This window comes from Allobosea sp. OAE752, assembly GCF_050433265.1.
GTDB classification, from domain to species: Bacteria; Pseudomonadota; Alphaproteobacteria; order Rhizobiales; family Beijerinckiaceae; genus Allobosea; species Allobosea spartocytisi.
The window spans coordinates 203,569-221,406 of record NZ_JBNPXO010000009.1 but is presented as its reverse complement, the minus strand read 5'-3'; the positions used below and the strand labels follow the sequence as shown (position 1 = coordinate 221,406).

The window sequence follows — 17,838 nt, the reverse complement described above, 5'->3', positions numbered from 1 at the left end:
GACCCCGAGGGCGACCGCTTCATGCTCTGCGGCTCGCCGCAGATGCTGGCCGACCTCAAGACGATCTTCGCCGAGCGCGGCCTTGAGGAAGGCAATCACGGCGAGGCCGGCGACTACGTCATCGAAAAGGCCTTCGTCGAGAAATAAGCCCCAGCCGGGCACCTCGAAGCGCCGCGCCGCGATCCGCGAGCGGGTATCGGCCATGCCGCATCTGCAAAGCGCGCGCCGCGCTTTTGCGCCAGTGTAGCCGCGTTCTGTTTCGATCGCGGTACCCAGTCATGAACATGCGCGTGTCCCAAGCCGCCCACTCCGCCACCCCGGTCGGAATCGGCCAGTCGCTGCCGCGCAACGAGGATGCGGTCCTCGTCCGGGGCGAGGGGCGCTACACCGACGACCTCTCTCTGGAGGGGCAGCTTCACGCCGCCTTCGTTCGCAGCCCGCATGCCCATGGCATCATCCGCGAGATCGACGTCTCGGCGGCGCGGGCCATGAAGGGCGTCGTCGCGGTCTACACGGCCGATGATCTCGAAGGCCAGGGCTACGGCACGCTGAAATGCCAGCTCGACATGACCAGCCGCGACGGAACGCCGTTGAGGAAGCCGGTGCGGAAGGCGCTGGCCATCGACAAGGTCCGCTATGTCGGCGACCCCGTGGCGATGGTCGTGGCCCGCACGCCCGCGCAGGCCCGCGACGCGGCCGAGACGGTGGCACTCGATATCGACATCCTCCCGGCCGTCACCTCGGCGGAGGAGGCGCTTGAGCCCGGCGCGCCGCAGCTCTTCGACGACGTCCCCGGTAACCTCGTCCTCGACTATCATTTCGGCGACGCCGCCAAGGTCGCCGCGGCCTTCGCCGAGGCCGCGCATGTCACGAAGTTGCGGATCGTCAACAACCGCATCGTGGTGAACCCGATCGAGCCCCGTGCCGCGATCGGCGCCTATGACCGCAAGACCGGCCGCTACACGCTCCATGCCCCGAGCCAGGGTGCCTTCGGCATGCGCAACAACCTCGCCGCGGCGATGGGTGTTCCCGCAGGGCGGATGCGGCTGGTCACCGGCCATGTCGGCGGCTCCTTCGGCATGAAGGCCTCGGTATTTCCCGAATATGTCGTGCTGCTGCACGCGGCGCGGCTGCTGAAGAAGCCGGTGAAATGGACCGACCAGCGCGCGGAGAGCTTCGTCTCCGACCATCACGGCCGGGACATGGCCTTCGAGGCCGAGCTCGCGCTCGATGCGCGCGGCCGCTTCCTGGCGACGCGCTTCACCGGCTTCGGCAATATGGGCGGCTATCTCTCCTCGGTCGGGCCGATGATGGCGACGCTCAACATCGGCAAGAACAGCGTCGGCATGTACCGCACGCCGCTGGTCGAGGTCGCGACCCGCTGCGCCGTCACCAATACCGTGCCGATCGCGGCCTATCGCGGCGCCGGGCGCCCCGAGGGCAATTACTTCATGGAGCGGCTGATCGATGCCGCCGCCCGCGAGATGAAGATCGACAAGGCCGTGCTCCGGCAGCGCAACCTGATCCCCACGGACAAGCTGCCCTGGACCACGCCGATCGGGACGCAATATGACAGCGGCGATTTCCCGGCGCTCTTCGCCCGGGCGCTGGAGGCGGCCGACTGGAAGGGCTACCGGGCCCGCGAACGCGCCAGCCGCAAGGCCGGGAAACTGCGCGGCCGCGGCATCGGCTGCTATCTCGAGGTCACCGCACCGCCGACGAACGAGATGGGCGGCATCCATTTCGAGCCGGACGGAACCGTCACCATCGTCACCGGCACGCTCGATTACGGCCAGGGCCACTGGACGCCCTTCGCTCAGGTGCTGACGAGCCAGCTCGGCGTGCCCTTCGACAAGATCCGCCTCGTACAGGGCGACAGCGACAGGCTGATCGCCGGCGGCGGCACCGGCGGCTCGAAATCGATCATGGCGAGCGGCTCGGCGATCATCGAGGCGAGCGAGAAGGTCGTCGAGAAGGGCAAGGTTCTCGCCGCCCATTTCCTGGAGGCCGGCCTCCCCGACATCGAATTCGCCGAGGGCCGCTTCGGCATCGCCGGAACCGACCGCTCGATCGGCATCATGGAGCTGGCCGCAAGGGTGAGGACGTCCGCCTCCCTGCCTGATGATCTCCCCGCGACGCTGGATGTCGACCATGTCTTCAAGGCCGCGCCTTCGGCCTATCCCAATGGCTGCCATATCGCCGAGGTCGAGATCGATCCGGACACCGGGCAGGTCGAGATCGCCGGCTATGTCATGGTCAACGATTTCGGCACGCTGGTGAACCCGATGATCGTCGAGGGGCAGTTGCATGGCGGGGTCGTGCAGGGCATCGGGCAGGCGATCTACGAGATGACCAGCTATGACGAGGCCGGCCAGCTCATGACCGGCTCCTTCATGGACTACGCCATGCCGCGCGCGGCGGATGTGCCGTTCTTCACCTTCATCAGCCAGGGCGTTCCCACCCGCACCAACCGGGTCGGCGCCAAGGGCTGCGGCGAGGCCGGCTGCGCCGGCTCGCTACCCTCGGTGATGAACGCGATCGTCGATGCGCTCTCGCCCTATGGCGTCGATCATGTCGACATGCCGGCGACGCCCCTCGCGATCTGGCGGATCATCCACGAGCGCGGCGGCCACGCTTGACCGGCGGGGCCGAAGGCCCCGTCGCACCGACAGGTCGCGTTGGCATCGACATGGCGACAGGCCGGGACGAACACAGGCGCGATTCGCTGCCGGCTTGCGGATCGCGACGACGGAGTTCGGTTCCGATCGATGGCCGGGTTTGGGGCCGGTGCCCCCCACGCGCACCGCAACAGGAGAATCGGCTTCAAAAGCCCGATCTTCACCACGCCACGCGGGCACGGTCTCGACAGCGGTGACGGGAGTTAGGCCTTGGTGGAGCTGAGGGGATTCGAACCCCTGACCTCTGCAGTGCGATTGCAGCGCTCTCCCATCTGAGCTACAGCCCCAAGGCGCTGGCCTTCTAGGCCGTGCGTCGCGTGAATGTCAATCGTCTCCCTTGCCTCTTTCGGCAGGTGTCGGCGATATTCTGCGGCAACCTCTCCGGACAGGCCTAAAAGGAAGACCGATGCGTGCCGTTCTCGACGTGGTTCTGCTCGCGCTGCAGATCTATGTGTGGATTCTGATCGCCTCGGCCGTTCTGAGCTGGCTGATCGCCTTCAACGTCATCAACACCCGCAACCAGTTCGTCGCCACCGTCTGGGACATGCTCTACCGCATGACCGAGCCTGCGCTGCGGCCGATCCGCCAGCGGCTGCCCAATCTCGGCGGCATCGACATCTCGCCGATCATCCTGCTGCTGATCATCTACTTCATCCAGAGCGTGATCATCCGCTACATCTACCCCAACGTCTTCTGACGCGAAGCGGCTCCACCCGGGAGCGCCCTGCGCAGGACGCGACCCGCGGGCGGGCAGGATGCATTCGACCTCCCGGGCCGGCCCATGCAACATGCGGCCGCCGTCAGCTTCCGGAGGCCGCCCGTGTTCACCCCCACCACCCCCTATCGCAGCCAGAACTGGCACCTGACGAAGCCCGCCGCACGCGGCCGGCACGGCATCGTCGTCTCGCAGAGCCGGGAGGCGGCCGAGGCCGGCACGGCGATCCTCGAACAGGGCGGCAACGCGGCCGATGCCGCCGTCGCGGCCTGTTTCGCGCTCGCCGCCGTCGAACCCTGGAACAGCGGGCTGGGCGGCATCGGCTTCGCCGTCGTGCTCAAGGCGGGCGAGACCCGCGCGCAGGTCGTCGATTTCGGGCCGGTCGCGCCGCGCCGGGCCGACCCCGCCGACTACCCCCTCACCGGCGCGATGAAGAAGGATCTCTTCACCTGGCCCGAGGTCGTCGGCGATCGGAACATCCACGGCCCGCTCTCCTTCGTCATCCCCTCCTCGATCGCGGGCTACGCGAAGCTGAAGGAGGCCTTCGGCTCGGCGCTGCCGCTGGCGGACCTGCTCGCCCCCGCCATCGCGCTCGCGAAGCGCGGCTTGCCGGCCGATTGGTACACGACGCTCAAGGTCGCCTCCTCGGCTTCGGTGCTTCGCCTCTATGAGGAGAGCGCACGGATCTACCTCCCCGGCGGCCTGCCGCCGGTGCCGCCCTATCAGGGCTCGCCGGGCTTCATGGTGCTGGGCGAATTGCCGGCGACGCTGGAGCGGCTGGCGCAAGCCGGGCTCGACGATTTCTACCGGGGCGACATCGCGCGGCGTATCGCGGCCGACATCGCGTCCGCTGGCGGCGTGGTCGACGCGCAGGATCTGGCGGATTGCAAGGCCGAGATTCGCGAGGCGCCGAGCATCGCCTGGCGCGGCAGCCATCTCATCCACACCGCCGGCGGGCTGACCGCCGCGCCGACGCTGGAACGGGTCATCGCCGGCATGGCCGACGCCCCGACCGATGGGAGCGGTCCGTCCGCGGCCTGGTTCGCGCAGCTCTCGCGCGTGATGCGGCAGGCCTATCGCGAGCGGCTGGACGGGCTCGGCGCCGCCACCGCGGCCAAGGAGCCCGGCGATACCTGCACCACCCATCTCACCGTGGTCGACCGCGACGGCAACCTCGTCACTGTCACCACGACGCTGCTCTCCTCGATGGGCAGCCGCGTCGTGCTGCCCTCGACCGGCGTGCTGATGAACAACGGCATGATGTGGTTCGATCCCCGCCCCGGCAGCGCCAACGCCATCGCGCCGGGCGCCCGGCCGCTCTGCAACATGTGCCCGGTCGTCGTCACGCCGAAGGACGGCGGCTGGCCGCGCCTCGCGGCCGGCTCCTCGGGCGGGCGGCGCATCCTCGCCAGCGTCTACCAGACGTTGGCCTGGCAGCTCGATTTCGGGATGGAGGCCGAGGCAAACGCCCATCAGCCGCGCATCGACGTCTCCGGCCCCGATTCGACCAGCGCCGATCCGCGCCTGCCGGCCGAGACCCTCGCCGCGCTGGAGGCAGCCGGACCGACCGCGCTCGCCGAGCACGCCGTGCTGCCGATCAACTTCGCCTGCCCGAACTTCATCCGCGTCGACCGGAACGGCGCCGAGGGGTCGAGCGACGCGGCTTCGCCCTGGTCGGCGGCTGTGGCGGCGCAGCGCTGATCGTCTTGCGGCGTGCCGTGTTTGTTCGAAAACACGCCGTCATCCCGCAAAGATCGAACTCCGGAATAAGAAAAGGCGGCCACCCGGCCGCCTTTTCCTGTTCTCGCAGTGATGACCGCGCTCAGCTGCGCTTCACGCCCCAGGGATAGGGCGCCGAGCCCGCCAGCATCCCGGTGATGTTCTTGCGATAGGCGGTGCGGCTCAAGAACTGGCCAAGCGGGACCGTCGCGACCTCCTCCAGCGCCAGCCGGCCCAGTTCCCCGGCGGTCTTGCGCTGCGCCGCCTCGTCGGCGGCATAGAGCCAGGCCTCGGCGAGTTCCTCGGCCTTGTCGCTCTTCCACCAGCCGAACCAGCCCTTCTCACCCTGGCCACGGACGATCGTGGACTGGGCCGGGTCGCCCCAGCTGATCGCCGAGCCGGTGGTGTGGAAGATGCTCCAGCCGCCCTTCTCGACCGCCTCGCGGCTGCCGCGGCGCTGGACCACGGTGCCCCAGTCGCTCGCCGCCATCTCGACATTCATGCCGAGCTTCTTCAGCAATTCGAAGGTCACCTCGCCCAGCGGCCCGATATCCGGGAAGTCGGTCGGATTGATGATGACGACCTTCTCGCCGTTGTAGCCGGATTCCTTCAGCGCCGCCTTCGCCTTGTCGAGGCTCTGCGGCATCAGGTCTTCCTGCTCGCCGGCATAATAGGGCGTACCGCGCCACCACAGGCTGCGGCAGGTCTGCCAGAGCGTGGTGTCGTCGCCCTGGGTCGCGCGCATATAGTCTTCCTGCTTCACCGCCATGCGCACGGCCGCCCGGATCTTCGGATTGTTGAAGGGCGCCTGAAGATGGTTGAGGCGCATGATCGCGCCGCGGCCGGCCTTGTCGATCACCTCCTGCTTGATGTCGGCATTGCCAGACAGCATCGGCTGCAAATCGGCGAGCGGCCGCTCCCACCAGTCGACCTCGCCTCGGGTCAGTGCCGCCGCCGCCGTCGCGGGGTCCGGCAGGATGTTCCATTCGATGCGCTTGAAATAGGCGACCTTGCCGCCGGCATTGCGGCTCGCGGGCTCGCTGCGCGGCTTGTAGGCCTCGAACTTCTCATAGGCGACGCGGCTGCCCGAGACATAATCCGCTGGGACGAACTTGTAGGGACCGGAGCCGACCATCTCGGTCACCTGCGTGTTCGCATCGGTCTTCGCCAGGCGCTCGGGCATGATCACCGGCGGCTGGTCGGATTTGCCCAGGCATTCCAGCATCCGCGGGAAGGGCCGCTTGAGCTTGATCTCGATCGTGCGCTCGTCAGGCGCGCCCCATTCCTCGACAGCCCGGCCCAGCAGCTGGCCGTAAGGGTCCCGCTGGGTCCAGCGCTTGACGCTGGCGGCGCAGTCGGCGGCCTTGACCGGCGTTCCGTCATGGAAGGTCAGCCCTTCCCGCAGCTTGATGCGCCAGGTTTTGCCGTCGGCGGAAACCTCGTGCCCCTCCGCCATCTGCGGCTGGGGCTTCAGGTTCTCGTCGGCCCCGTAGAGCATGTCGAAGACGTAATAGGCATGGTTGTTGGTCACGGTCGCGGTCGTCCAGATCGGATCGAGCGCCGAGAGGTTGGCCTGCGGCACGAACTTCATCAGTGTCGCCGATGCCTGCGCGCTGGCTTGCTCCGGCAGCAGCGGGCCGGCAAGCCCGAGCGCTGCCGTACCCATCAAAAATTCACGACGTCTCATCTGCGTTCTCCCCTTTTATGGTTGATCTTTGCTGGTGCGTGGGCGGTCATTGCCGGCCGTGGCCGATCTTGGCCCATCCATCAGTCGAAGCCCATGAAATTCGGGCTCTCGCTGATCGGGCGGGCCTTGGCGAGCCTGGCGAGGTCGGGCACGGGCCGGGCCGTCAGCGGATCGCCGGCGAGCTGCGCCTCCAGCGCCGCTGCGACCGCCAGAACCTTGGCGTCGCCGCCGCGCGGGCCGACGATCTGCAGGCCGAAGGGCATGCCGTTGCGGTCGAGCCCGACCGGCAGCGAGATGGCGGGATGGCCGACGACCGTGACCGCATAGGCCATGGCGAGCCAGTGGAAATAGGTCCGCGTCGGCTTGCCGTCGATCTCGGCCGGATAGAGCTCGCTCCAGGGTCGCGGGCTCAGCGTCATCGCCGGCGACAGGATGACGTCGTAATCGGCGAAGAAATGCTGCCAGCGCTGATAGATCGCCGTCTGCTGCTTCATCGCCCGGGTCACGTCGAGCGCGGAATAGCCCAACCCCTCCTCGACATTGGCGCGGACATTCGGCCCGACCAGATCCGGCGTGTCGCGCACCTTGTCGTGATGTCCGGCGAGGAAGGCGACCGCCCGCAGGATCTCGAAGACCTCGTCGGTGCCTTCGCAATCCGGCGTCGCCGCCTCGGCCGCACGGAAGAGGTGGCTGAAGGCGCCGGTCTTTTCGGCGAAGGTTTCGCGAATCAGGCGCTCGGTCGGCGCGAAGCCGAAATCCGGTGTCAGCGCGACCTTGAGCGAGGCGAGGTCGATGGCGTCCGGCCGGGCGAAATCCTCCGGCCGCCGCACCGTCCTGCCATGGATCGTCGTCGCCAGCGGATCGGCCGCGTCATCGGAGACCATGGTCGAGAGCAGCAGGCACAGATCCGGCACGTTGCGGGCCATCGGCCCGAGCACGGAAAGAGGGGTCCAGCCGAGCGCGCGCTTCTCGCTGGGCACCAACCCCGGCGACGGCCGGAAGCCGACGATGCCGTTGAAAGCCGCCGGGTTGCGCAGCGAGCCGCCCGTGTCGGAGCCGGTGGCGAGCGGCACCATATTGGTCGCCAGCACGACGCCCGAGCCGCCCGACGAGCCGGCCGCGCTCTTCGTCGGATCGAAGGGGTTGCCGGTCACGCCATAGACGGCATTGCGGGTATTGGCGCCCGCCCCCCATTCCGGCGTGTTGGTCTTGCCCGCGATGATCGCGCCGGCCTTGCGCACGGAGGCGACGATGAGCTGGTCCTGCTTCGGCACGAAATCGCGATAGAGCGGGCTGCCATAGGTCGTGCGCAGGCCCGCGACATTCTCCAGATCCTTGATGCCGACCGGCAGGCCGTGCAGCGCGCCGAGCGCCTCTCCACGCACCGTCGCCTCGTCGGCCGCCGCCGCGGCCTTGCGGGCGGCCTCGTCGTCGCGCGCCACCATGGCGTTCACGGCCGGGTCGATCGCATCCATGCGGCGGATGCAGCTTTCGAGCAGTTCGCGGGCGGAGAGCTTCTTGGCGCCGATCAGGGCGCGCGCGGTGACGGCGGTGAGGTCGCAGGGTTCAGTCAAGGCATGGTCTCCATTGTGCCTGCCCCTCAGCAAGCGTTATGCCGGGCGCCGAGCGTCCGGTGTGACAGCGTAGGAAAAACGAAAGCGGAATGTCCATGACCGAAGCGCGCATGGCTGACCTTCGGACAAGGGCGAGCCGGTGAGCAAGGCGGCGAGCCCGTTCTGGCGGGAGACGCCCAGCGGCGTGCAAGTCTCGGTGCGGCTCACGCCACGCGGCGGGCGCGACGCGCTCGACGGCGTCGAGACGCTCGCCGATGGCCGCGCCGTGCTGAAGGCGCGCGTCCGCGCCGCCCCGAGCGAGGGCGAGGCCAACGCCGCCCTGGTCGCGCTGGTCGCGAAGGAATTCGGGCTGCCGCGCTCTCAGGTCACGATCGCGGCCGGCGCCACCGCCCGGCTGAAAACCGTCGCCCTGCAAGGCGATCCGGCCGTGCTGGCGGCGCGGTTGCGGGCACGATTCGCCGCCGCCTGATCCTCGCTTCCATTGCCGCAGCGCAGCATCCGCTTGACGGACGCCTCGCTTTCCTGTTCGACAGGGCCATGGACAAGCCCGCGGCCCCCTTTCCCCAGCGGCTCACGGAAGGTTATCGCACCTTCCTCGACGATCGTTTCATCCGCGAGAAGGACCGATACGAGGAACTCGGCGAGAACGGCCAGACGCCGAAGATCATGCTGATCGGCTGCTGCGATTCGCGCGTCTCGCCGGAGGTCATCTTCGATGCGCGGCCGGGCGAGATGTTCGTTGCCCGCAATATCGCCAATCTCGTGCCGCCCTTCGCGCCGGACGACCAGCTTCACGGCACCTCGGCCGCGCTCGAATATGCGATCCAGGCGCTCAAGGTCGAGCATATCGTCGTGCTCGGCCATGGCCGCTGCGGCGGCATCCGCGCCTTCGCCGACGACAGCCAGGAGGCGCTCTCGCCCGGCGACTTCATCGGCAAATGGATCACCCTGATCGGGCCGGCCGCCGAACGCACCGGCGGGCGCGGCCGCAACGAAAGCTTCGACGACTACCTGCACCGGCTGGAACTCGCCTCGATCCAGCAATCGCTCGCCAATCTGCGTACCTTCCCCTGCGTGCAGATCCTCGAAAGCAAGGGCCGGCTGCATCTGCACGGCGCCTATTTCGCAGTGGCGACCGGCGTGCTGATGATCCTCGACCCCGCGACCGGGCAGTTCATCCCCGCCGTCGGCGAGATGCCCAAGCGGGTCCAGCAGATCCGCTGCATCGAGGGTTAGGCCGCCGAGCTGGCGGAGCATCGCGCGTCATGCCCGGGCTTGCCCCCGAGCATCTCACGACACGGAGGCGCAGGCGCCCCTTCTGTAAGAGTTTCTCGGGTCTACGCTTCGCTCCGCCCGAGAATGACGCCTGTACGCCCGTATCAATCCCCATCCGCCAGCGGATGGAGATCGCGCACCAGGCTCTTCAAGCGCTCGTCGAGCACATGGGTGTAGATCTGGGTGGTGGCGATGTCGGCATGGCCGAGCAGTTCCTGCACCACGCGGAGATCGGCGCCGTTCTGCAGCAAGTGACTGGCGAAGGCATGGCGCAGGACATGCGGGCTCAAGGATGCGCCCGGCAGCCCGGCCGCGCCACCCAGCGCCTTGAGCTCGCGCCCGAAGGCCTGGCGGGTCAGATGCCCGCTTTCGCCGTCTGACGGAAAAAGCCAGCGGCCATCCACCTGCCCGGCTTCGCGCAGCGCGTCGAGCCAGGCGCGGGCGGCGGCACGCGCCGCCTCGTTCAGCGGCACCAGCCGCTCCTTGTCGCCCTTGCCGCGCACGATCAGGAAGCGCTCGCGCGTCGTCGCGGCCGAGAGCGGCAGCGCGATCAGCTCCGAGACGCGCAAGCCCGTCGCATAGAGCATCTCGACGAGGCAGCGCATCCTGAGCGCCCTCAGCCGGGCGGCCTGCGTCAGCCCCTCGCGCTCGCAGGCCTCGCGCGCCGCGCCGAGCAAACGGTCGACATCGCCGACGGACACGACCTTGGGCAGCGGCCGGCCCTGACGCGGCCCCGCGATCGCGGCCGTGGGGTCGCTGCCGGAGAGCCCCTCCGTATAGAGGAAGCGGTGGAACTGCCTGACGGCCGAGAGCCTTCGCGCCGCCGAGGACGCCTTCAGCCCCCGCCCCGCCAGATCGGCGAGCCAGCCGCGAATATCGTCCGAGGTCGCGCTCTCCAGTGGCTTGCCGGCGAGGAAGACGAGGTAATCCGAGACATCGCGCTCATAGGCATCGAGCGTGTTGCGCGCCGCCCCGCGCTCGGCCGCCAGCATGTCGAGGAAGGTGTTGAGGCGCTGGCGCGGGATCCGGCTCATTTCGGCTGCAGCCTCGCCGGCGGCACGATCTCGACCATCTCGCGCTGCACCGGCTGGACGAAGGTGACGAGCGCGATCATGCCCGCGAAGACCAGCCCGGCGATGACGGCGACGAAGAACAGGAACCGGAACAGGGTCGGCACGTCTGGCGAACTTTCGCTCTTGCTTTACGGCACCGGCCTTGTCCGAAAACCGCATGCCGCGTCGAGGGCCGATGCGCGCGCAGTTGTCGGCGCACCACTGTTATCCGCGATGCCGCCCGGCCGGCGCAAGGGCAAGCACGCCACAGCGATGCGTAAAACTCTTCGAAATCGGGCCGGACGAGGCGTGACAGAGGCATGACGCAGGCCGTCGCTGCGTGCTACATCCCCGCCCGAGGAAACGAGCCAGCATGACCGTCGAAACCATCCCAGCTCCGGAAACCGTCGATTTACGTGGCGCGCTCGGCCGCCGTGCCGTCGTGCTGATCGGCATGATGGGCTCGGGCAAGAGCTCGATCGGCCGGCGGCTCGCCAGCCGTCTCGGCATGGGCTTCGTCGACGCCGATATCGAGATCGAGACCGCAGCCGGCATGTCGATCCCCGAAATCTTCGCGCAGCGCGGCGAGGCCGAGTTCCGCGACGGCGAGCGGCGCGTGATCAGCCGCATCCTGACGACGCAGGCGCCCCTGGTGCTCGCGACCGGCGGCGGCGCCTTCATGAATGCCGAGACCCGCGTCCGGGTGAAGGAGCTCGGCGTCTCGGTCTGGCTGAAGGCCGAGCCGGACGTGCTGATGCGCCGCGTGCGCAAGCGCTCGAACCGCCCGCTCCTGCAGACGGCCGATCCGGAGGCGACGCTGCGCGCCATGCTGGCCCAGCGCGAGCCGGTCTATGCGCTGGCCGATCTCACCATCCAGTCGCGCGACGAGCCCCATGAGGTCATCGTCGGTGAAATTGTCGCCGCATTGGAACGCTACCTTGGCGTCGCGGCTGGCGGAGTCGCTGAATCATGAACGCCACCATGTCCCGCGAAACCGGGGCCCGCATCGTCGTCCCCGTCGCGCTCGAGGGCCGCGGCTACGACATCCATATCGGGCGCCACCAGCTCTGCGAGGCGGCGGCGCTGATCGCCGCCTTCGCGCCCGGCGCCCGCGCCGCCCTCGTCACCGACGAGAGCGTCGCTGCGCTCCATGGCGCGGCCTTCGAGACCTGCCTGCAGCAGGAAGGCATCGCGGCGACCCGGATCACCATCCCGCCGGGCGAAGCCTCCAAATCCTATGCCCAGTTCGTCGCGCTCTGCGACGCCCTGCTGGCGGCGAAGATCGAGCGCAACGACCTCGTCATCGCGTTCGGCGGCGGCGTCGTCGGCGACCTCACCGGCTTCGCCGCGGCGGTGCTGCGCCGCGGCGTGCGCCTGATCCAGGTTCCGACGACCCTGCTCTCGCAGGTCGATTCCTCCGTCGGCGGCAAGACCGGCATCAACTCGCCGCACGGCAAGAACCTGATCGGCGCCTTTCACCAGCCGGCCCTCGTCATCGCCGACACCGCCTTGCTCGACACGCTGAGCGAGCGCGAGTTCAAGGCCGGCTATGCCGAGGTGGTGAAATACGGGCTGATCGACGACCCCGCCTTCTTCGACTGGTGCGAGGCCAACTGGGGCCGCGTCATCGCCGGCGGCCCGGAACGCGACCACGCCGTCGCCGTCTCCTGCCGCGCCAAGGCGGCGATCGTCGCCCGCGACGAGCGCGAGGAGGGCGACCGCGCCCTCCTCAATCTCGGCCATACCTTCGCCCACGCGCTGGAACGGCTGACGGGCTACGATTCCCGCCGCCTCGTCCATGGCGAGGCTGTCGCCATCGGGCTCGCGCTCGCCTTCCGCTTCTCGCAGCGGCTGGAGCTCTGCTCCGGCCAGGATGCGGGACGCGTCGCCCGCCATCTCGACCATGTCGGCCTGCCGAGCCGGTTGCAGCAGGTTCCGGGCGGGGCCGGCAGCGCCGAGGAAATCCTCGCCGCCATGGCGCAGGACAAGAAGGTCAAGCGCGGCGCGCTGACCTTCATCCTCGCCCGCGGCATCGGCAAGAGCTTCATCGCGCCCGGCGTCGCGGCCGAGGAGGTCAAGGGGTTCCTCGAAGCCGAGCTCGCCGCCAACGGCGCGGCGCACTGATCGCGTTGCCGGATCGGCCTACGGGCTGAACACCAGCACGATGAAGACGAAGAACACCGCCAGATGCACCGCGCCTTCCAGCATGGTCGTGCGCGTGCCGGTGAAGGTCAGCGTCGAGAGCAGCAGGGTCATCGCGGCGATCACCATATTGGTCGCCGACAGGCCGAGCACCACCGGCTGGCCGGTGAAGACGCCGATCAGCAGCACGGCCGGCACGGTCATGCCGAGCGTCGAGGCGGCGGCACCCAGGCACAGATTGATGGCGCGCTGGAGCTGATTGCCGGTGATCGCCTTGAGCGCGGCGATGCATTCCGGCGTGAACACCACCATCGCGATCAGGATGCCGCCCAAAGCCGTCGGCGCGCCGAGCTTGACGATGCCGAAATCCAGCACCGCGGCGAGGCTCTTCGACAGGATCACGATGGGCAGGATATTCGCCAGCAGCAGCCCGATGCGCGGCAGGATTTCCCGCGCCGTGGAGGACGAGGCTTCGCCCCCTTCTGCGACGGCCGCGGCAGCGGACACCTCGCCTTCCGGCGCCGGCTCGTGGAAGAACGCGCTGTGGCGGCCGGTCTGCAGGATGAGGAAGGCGCCGTAGAGCGCCAGGGTGAAGATCGAGAAGGCGACCGCCTGGAAGGAGGTCAGCGTCCCGTCCGTGGTCGAGGTCGTGAAATTCGGCAGGAAGAGCGGGATCACCGTCAGCGGGATGATGACCGCGAGATAGGCGGAGGCGCCTTTCAGGTTGTAGCGCTGCGAGAAATGCCTGAGGCCGCCGATCAGGAGCCCGATGCCGACCACCCCGTTGAGCACGATCATCAGCACCGCGAACATGGTGTCGCGGCCGAGCGTCGGCGCGCCCTTGGCGCCCAGCATCACGGCGCCGACGAGCGCGACCTCGATGATGACGATCGACAGCGTCAGGATCAGCGTGCCGTAAGGCTCGCCCAGCCGCTCCGCCAGCTCCTCCGCCTCATGCACCACCCCGAACGCGGACCAGATGATCACGGCGAGCAGCCAGAGAAAGACCAGCAGCGACGGCAGCGGCGCGCCAAGCTGGCCGAGCAGGCTGTCGCCGAACAGCTGGAAAGCGACAACGGAAGCCCAGGCACAGGCGAGGCGAAACAACATCATGCTGAAATGGCTCTGATTTTCGACGGCAAGGCGGTGATTGTCGCATAATCGCTCGACGCTGTCTCGACGGTCGCCCTGAGCTGCGACGATCCTTCTGCCATCCGTCGCTATTTCCTATCGTATTGATCGAGCAGGGTGGCCCCGTCGGCTCCAGTGCTGCGGCGCCAGCTCTCGATGGCACCACGCCCGGCCTTGGCCAGGGTTTGCGCGACATCCGCCGGCACATCGGCACGAATCGAGACCTTGTTGGCCCGCATGCGAGCATAGTTCTCGTCGAGCCGCGTGCGGATCGCGGCCCATTGCCGCGCTTCCGTATCCTTCGCAGCCGCGTCGACGACCTGCCTGAGATCGGCCGGCAGTGCCTCATAGGCTGCGAGATTGACCGTCGCGAGCGAGATCGGCATCGCGTAGTTCACTTCGGTGAAGTGAGGCAGAAAGTCCCAGAGATTGCGCCCCGCGCCACCATCTCCGGAGGAGAGCACGGCCGTGACCGAGCCGTCCTTCACTTTGGGCATCGCATCGGCGAAGGAGAGATTGGCCGCCTTGGCGCCTGCCGCGTCCATCACCGCGGTCGAGGTCGCGTCATAGGTCCGGATCGACAGGCCTGTGAGGTCAGCCGCCGAATCGAGCGGCGCCTTCGACCAGATGCCCGAGGCCGGCCAGGGCGTGGTGTAGAGGATCTTCTGGCCGAAACCGGCGAGCTTCTTCTCATAGACCGGCCGCGCCAGATCGGTCAGGCGGCGGGCATCGGCGATCGAGGTCGCCAGGAAGGGTAGCGAGGACAGGCCGAACAGCGGATCGACCGCGCCGAGAGCTCCGGCGAAGGCGTCACCCGCGGCGACCTCGCCCTTCTGCACGGCGGCGATCATCTGCGCCGACTTGATGCCGCGCTTGGCATCGTAGCTGGGGCGGATCGTCAGGCGCCCGCCGGATCGTTCATTGACCAGCCTGGCGAAGGTCGCGACGCCTTCGCCAGGGATCGCCGTTTCCGGATATTCCGTCGGCATGTCCCAGGTCGTCTGCGCCAGGGCAGCGCCCGCACCGAGAAGGAGGCCGGAGACGAGAAAACCAGCCGCGAGCCAACGCATGAGAAACCCTCTTTTTGCTGTGCCGGAGCATTCCAGCAAGAGGGGCGTCCCTCCGTCAATCCGCCCGCAATTTCTGCGCCAGCGGGCTCGGAGTCTCCGCCACCAGCTCGGCGGCCGGCTTGTCGGCGACCAGATACTGCGCCCGCGCCAGCGCCGCAAAGCGCCCGCCCTTGGCGACCAGCTCGTCGAAGGTGCCCATCTCCTCGACCTCGCCCTGCTCGAAGACGAGGATGCGGTCGGCGTTGCGGATCGTCGCGAGCCGATGCGCGATGACGAAGGTGGTGCGCCCCTTCATCACCTCCTCCAGCGCCTTCTGCAGCTTGACCTCGGTCGCGGCATCGAGCGCCGAGGTCGCCTCGTCGAGGATCAGGATCGGCGGGTTCTTGAGCAACGCGCGGGCGATTGAGAGGCGCTGGCGCTCGCCGCCGGACAAGGTGCGGCCGCGCTCGCCGACGAGCGTGTCGAGCCCGTCCGGCTGGCGCGCCATCACCTCGGCGGCCTGGGCGCGGTCGAGCGCCTCCATCATCTCGGCATCGGTGGCATCGGGCTTGCCGACCTGCAGATTCTCGCGGATCGAACGGGCGAACAGCATCGGCTCCTGAAAGACGACGCCGATATTGCGCCTGAGCGAGAACAGCGAGATCTCGCGGATGTCCAGGCCGTCGATGGCGATGCGGCCCGATTGCGGGTCGAAGGCACGGTGCAGCAGCCCGAGCGTGGTCGACTTGCCCGAGCCGGTCGAGCCCACCACCGCGATCGTCTCGCCCGGCTTCACCGCGAAGGAGACGTCGCGCACCGCGGTGCGCTTGCCGTCATAGGAGAAGGACACGTCCTCGAAGGCGACCGCGCCCACGAGCCGGCCGGGATCGGGCGCGTTCGGCAGGTCTCGCACCGTCGGCGCCGTGTCGAGCACCTCGAAGAACTCGCGCATCTTCGGCGCCTGCATGAAGATGAAGTTCACGAAGGCGACGATCTGCTCGAGACGCCCGACCAGCATGGTGGCGAAGCCCATGAAGGTGACGATCTCGCCCACCGTCGTCTGGCCGTGCATCAGCAGCCAGGTGCCGACGATGAAGATCGCCAGCACCGTCAGCGTCGCCGAGGCCCGGGTCGCGACATTCGCCACCGCCCACCAGGACAGCACCGGCAATTGCGCGTTGAGCAGGCTCGTGATGGTCGAGCGCAGGCCGCGCACCTCCGCCTCGATGCGGGTGAAGCTCTGGATCACCGGCACGTTGCCGAGCGCATCCGAGGCTTTTTCGGCCAGGCTCGAATGATAGGATTCGACATTGCGCTGGAGCTGGTCGGTCCGGCGCAGCACGAAGCCGGTGAGCGCGCCGAACAGCACGACGAGGCCGATCAGCAGCAGGCCGAGCTGCCAGTTCTTCCAGAGCGTGAAGGGCAGCAGCACGAACAGCGCGACGATCGAGGCGCATTGCTCGCGAAAGAAGGAGAGCCACAGCCCCCACATCGCGCTGGCGCCGTCGAGCATCACCTTGAGGACGCGGCCGGAATGCGTCTGCGTGTGATAGGCGAGCGGCAGGGTCAGCGCATGCTCGAAATACTGCGCCATCACCGCGAGCCGGCGCCGATGCGCGAGCCGGTCGGCATGGAGCGCGACGAAGACCCCGAGCCCGATATTGGCGAGGCCGAAGCCGACCCAGGCCAGGATCAGGATGTCGATGCTGTCCCAGGTCAGCTTGCCGCCGGAGGACTGGATCGTCGTCAGCCGGTCGATCAGCGCGCCGAACAGCATCGGCTCGGCGAAGGCCACGGCCGCCAGCAGGATGTTGGCGAGCGCCAGCACGACGCCCAGCCGCCTTTCCGGGCCGAGTTCGCCGAGGACGCGGGCATAGAGGGCAAGCAGCGACATCGGCCGACTCTTAACGGAGCGTTTCGCCGGGGCAAGCACCCAAACCTTAACGCTTCGTTCAAACCACACCTCTTATGGTCTCGCACTGCGGAAAGCCCCGGCCCGCGACCCCGGAGCAGCGCGTGCATCAGGGTGCTCTTATGGATCTCGCCACCGGCGCAGGTATTCTGGGGGGTATCGCGACGATCGTCGCGCTGATCCTGATCGATGGCGGCAATTTCGCCGCCTATTGGGACAAGCACGCCGCGATCATCATCTTCGGCGGTGCCAGCGCGGCCACCATGCTGCGCTTTCCGTTTTCGGTGATCGCGCACGGCCTGCCGATGGGCGTCCGCTTCGCCTTCACCATGCGTTCCGTCAATCCCCGCGAGCTGATCGACGAGATCACGCGCGTCGCCGAGATCGCCCGCAAGAGCGGCCCGGTCGCGCTCGAGAATGTCGAGGTCTCCGACCCGTTCCTCGCCCAGGGGCTGCGCTACATCGCCGACGGCTACGACAAGGACTTCATCCGCGACACGATGGAGCGGGACCGCGACAACTTCCTGCAGCGGCTCGACGAAGGCTCCAAGGTCTACCGCGCCATCGGCGACTGCGCCCCCGCCTGGGGCATGATCGGCACGATTCTCGGCATGGTGACGATGTTCGCCAACATGTCCGACCCCTCCAGGCTCGGCCCGGCCATGGCGACGGCGCTGCTGGCGACGCTCTACGGCGCCATGGTCGCCAACATGTTCACGCTGCCGATCGCCGACAAGCTGCACATCAAGCTCGAGGAAGAGGAGATCTCGCGCACGCTGATCATCGACGGCGTGCTGCAGATGCGCGACGCCAAGAGCCCGACGCTGGTGCGCGAGATGCTGCTGGCCTACCTGCCCGACCACCATCGCGCAGAGATGGCGGCAGCGGCATGACCGGGCTCTAG

At 68.2% G+C, this 17,838-nt stretch carries 15 protein-coding genes, 1 tRNA gene and 1 pseudogene; 9 read left to right on the top strand and 8 right to left on the bottom strand.

The annotated features are described in order from the left end of the window. A pseudogene (locus GGC47_RS21750) lies at nt 1–147 on the top strand (ferredoxin--NADP reductase); the annotation flags it as partial. A gap of 143 nt (nt 148–290) precedes the next feature. Beyond that, complete coding sequence (locus tag GGC47_RS21745) at nt 291–2,639, top strand: xanthine dehydrogenase family protein molybdopterin-binding subunit (RefSeq protein ID WP_370955651.1); 2,349 nt, start codon at nt 291–293, stop codon at nt 2,637–2,639. Nucleotides 2,640–2,889: 250 nt separating this feature from the next. On the opposite strand, the gene GGC47_RS21740 is transcribed toward GGC47_RS21745, so the two are convergent. Further along, nucleotides 2,890–2,965, bottom strand: a tRNA-Ala gene (locus tag GGC47_RS21740). A 119-nt stretch (nt 2,966–3,084) separates the two neighbouring features. On the opposite strand from GGC47_RS21740, the gene GGC47_RS21735 reads away from it, so the two are divergent. Further along, nucleotides 3,085–3,375: a YggT family protein gene (locus GGC47_RS21735; protein WP_038362916.1), complete on the top strand. Its 291-nt coding sequence runs from the start codon at nt 3,085–3,087 to the stop codon at nt 3,373–3,375. Between the two features lie 123 nt (nt 3,376–3,498). Continuing rightward, the gene (locus tag GGC47_RS21730) at nt 3,499–5,094 is read left to right on the top strand and encodes a gamma-glutamyltransferase (RefSeq protein ID WP_210245689.1); all 1,596 of its coding nucleotides are present in this window, start codon (nt 3,499–3,501) and stop codon (nt 5,092–5,094) included. 121 nt (nt 5,095–5,215) lie between these two features. On the opposite strand, the gene GGC47_RS21725 is transcribed toward GGC47_RS21730, so the two are convergent. Both GGC47_RS21725 and GGC47_RS21720 read right to left on the bottom strand, forming a co-directional pair. Further along, on the bottom strand, nt 5,216–6,799 hold the full coding sequence (locus tag GGC47_RS21725) for an ABC transporter substrate-binding protein (RefSeq protein WP_038362913.1): 1,584 nt from the start codon (nt 6,797–6,799) through the stop codon (nt 5,216–5,218). Between the two features lie 80 nt (nt 6,800–6,879). After that, nucleotides 6,880–8,373 (bottom strand): amidase, encoded by a 1,494-nt coding sequence (locus tag GGC47_RS21720; RefSeq protein WP_142022859.1) that lies wholly within the window; start codon nt 8,371–8,373, stop codon nt 6,880–6,882. Nucleotides 8,374–8,512: 139 nt separating this feature from the next. On the opposite strand from GGC47_RS21720, the gene GGC47_RS21715 reads away from it, so the two are divergent. After that, a complete protein-coding gene (locus GGC47_RS21715) occupies nt 8,513–8,842 on the top strand; it encodes a DUF167 family protein (protein ID WP_142022858.1) in 330 nt (109 codons plus the stop codon). Between the two features lie 68 nt (nt 8,843–8,910). Further along, the gene (locus GGC47_RS21710) at nt 8,911–9,609 is read left to right on the top strand and encodes a carbonic anhydrase (protein WP_038362906.1); all 699 of its coding nucleotides are present in this window, start codon (nt 8,911–8,913) and stop codon (nt 9,607–9,609) included. A 143-nt stretch (nt 9,610–9,752) separates the two neighbouring features. On the opposite strand, the gene GGC47_RS21705 is transcribed toward GGC47_RS21710, so the two are convergent. Further along, a complete protein-coding gene (locus GGC47_RS21705) occupies nt 9,753–10,682 on the bottom strand; it encodes a site-specific tyrosine recombinase XerD (protein ID WP_038362904.1) in 930 nt (309 codons plus the stop codon). Then, the gene (locus GGC47_RS21700) at nt 10,679–10,825 is read right to left on the bottom strand and encodes a histidine kinase (RefSeq protein ID WP_112761739.1); all 147 of its coding nucleotides are present in this window, start codon (nt 10,823–10,825) and stop codon (nt 10,679–10,681) included. The genes GGC47_RS21705 and GGC47_RS21700 overlap by 4 nt, the downstream gene beginning before the upstream one ends. A gap of 248 nt (nt 10,826–11,073) precedes the next feature. Here GGC47_RS21700 and GGC47_RS21695 point away from each other — a divergent pair, with 248 nt between their 5' ends. Both GGC47_RS21695 and aroB read left to right on the top strand, forming a co-directional pair. After that, a complete protein-coding gene (locus GGC47_RS21695) occupies nt 11,074–11,673 on the top strand; it encodes a shikimate kinase (RefSeq protein ID WP_038362902.1) in 600 nt (199 codons plus the stop codon). Then, nucleotides 11,670–12,824 carry a 3-dehydroquinate synthase gene (aroB, locus tag GGC47_RS21690; protein WP_370955650.1) on the top strand — a complete coding sequence of 385 codons (1,155 nt, stop codon included), beginning with the start codon at nt 11,670–11,672 and terminating at the stop codon, nt 12,822–12,824. Before GGC47_RS21695 ends, aroB begins: the two co-directional genes overlap by 4 nt. An 18-nt stretch (nt 12,825–12,842) precedes the next feature. Here aroB and GGC47_RS21685 read toward each other — a convergent pair whose 3' ends face one another. From GGC47_RS21685 to GGC47_RS21675, 3 genes are all read right to left on the bottom strand, one after another. After that, complete coding sequence (locus GGC47_RS21685) at nt 12,843–13,955, bottom strand: calcium:cation antiporter (protein ID WP_112761738.1); 1,113 nt, start codon at nt 13,953–13,955, stop codon at nt 12,843–12,845. A gap of 107 nt (nt 13,956–14,062) precedes the next feature. Next, nucleotides 14,063–15,043: a TRAP transporter substrate-binding protein gene (locus tag GGC47_RS21680; protein WP_038362896.1), complete on the bottom strand. Its 981-nt coding sequence runs from the start codon at nt 15,041–15,043 to the stop codon at nt 14,063–14,065. 55 nt (nt 15,044–15,098) lie between these two features. Beyond that, on the bottom strand, nt 15,099–16,916 hold the full coding sequence (locus tag GGC47_RS21675) for a glucan ABC transporter ATP-binding protein/ permease (protein ID WP_142022856.1): 1,818 nt from the start codon (nt 16,914–16,916) through the stop codon (nt 15,099–15,101). A gap of 140 nt (nt 16,917–17,056) precedes the next feature. Here GGC47_RS21675 and GGC47_RS21670 point away from each other — a divergent pair, with 140 nt between their 5' ends. Continuing rightward, the gene (locus GGC47_RS21670) at nt 17,057–17,827 is read left to right on the top strand and encodes a motility protein A (protein WP_038362894.1); all 771 of its coding nucleotides are present in this window, start codon (nt 17,057–17,059) and stop codon (nt 17,825–17,827) included. Nucleotides 17,828–17,838 lie beyond the last annotated feature (11 nt).

Coding starts and splice junctions, on each gene's coding strand:
- GGC47_RS21685 (WP_112761738.1), bottom strand. CDS start 13,955: ATGATGTTGTTTCGCCTCGCCTGTGCCTGGGCTTCCGTTGTCGCTTTC.
- GGC47_RS21735 (WP_038362916.1), top strand. CDS start 3,085: ATGCGTGCCGTTCTCGACGTGGTTCTGCTCGCGCTGCAGATCTATGTG.
- GGC47_RS21675 (WP_142022856.1), bottom strand. CDS start 16,916: ATGTCGCTGCTTGCCCTCTATGCCCGCGTCCTCGGCGAACTCGGCCCG.
- GGC47_RS21670 (WP_038362894.1), top strand. CDS start 17,057: ATGGATCTCGCCACCGGCGCAGGTATTCTGGGGGGTATCGCGACGATC.
- GGC47_RS21695 (WP_038362902.1), top strand. CDS start 11,074: ATGACCGTCGAAACCATCCCAGCTCCGGAAACCGTCGATTTACGTGGC.
- GGC47_RS21705 (WP_038362904.1), bottom strand. CDS start 10,682: ATGAGCCGGATCCCGCGCCAGCGCCTCAACACCTTCCTCGACATGCTG.
- GGC47_RS21680 (WP_038362896.1), bottom strand. CDS start 15,043: ATGCGTTGGCTCGCGGCTGGTTTTCTCGTCTCCGGCCTCCTTCTCGGT.
- aroB (WP_370955650.1), top strand. CDS start 11,670: ATGAACGCCACCATGTCCCGCGAAACCGGGGCCCGCATCGTCGTCCCC.
- GGC47_RS21710 (WP_038362906.1), top strand. CDS start 8,911: ATGGACAAGCCCGCGGCCCCCTTTCCCCAGCGGCTCACGGAAGGTTAT.
- GGC47_RS21725 (WP_038362913.1), bottom strand. CDS start 6,799: ATGAGACGTCGTGAATTTTTGATGGGTACGGCAGCGCTCGGGCTTGCC.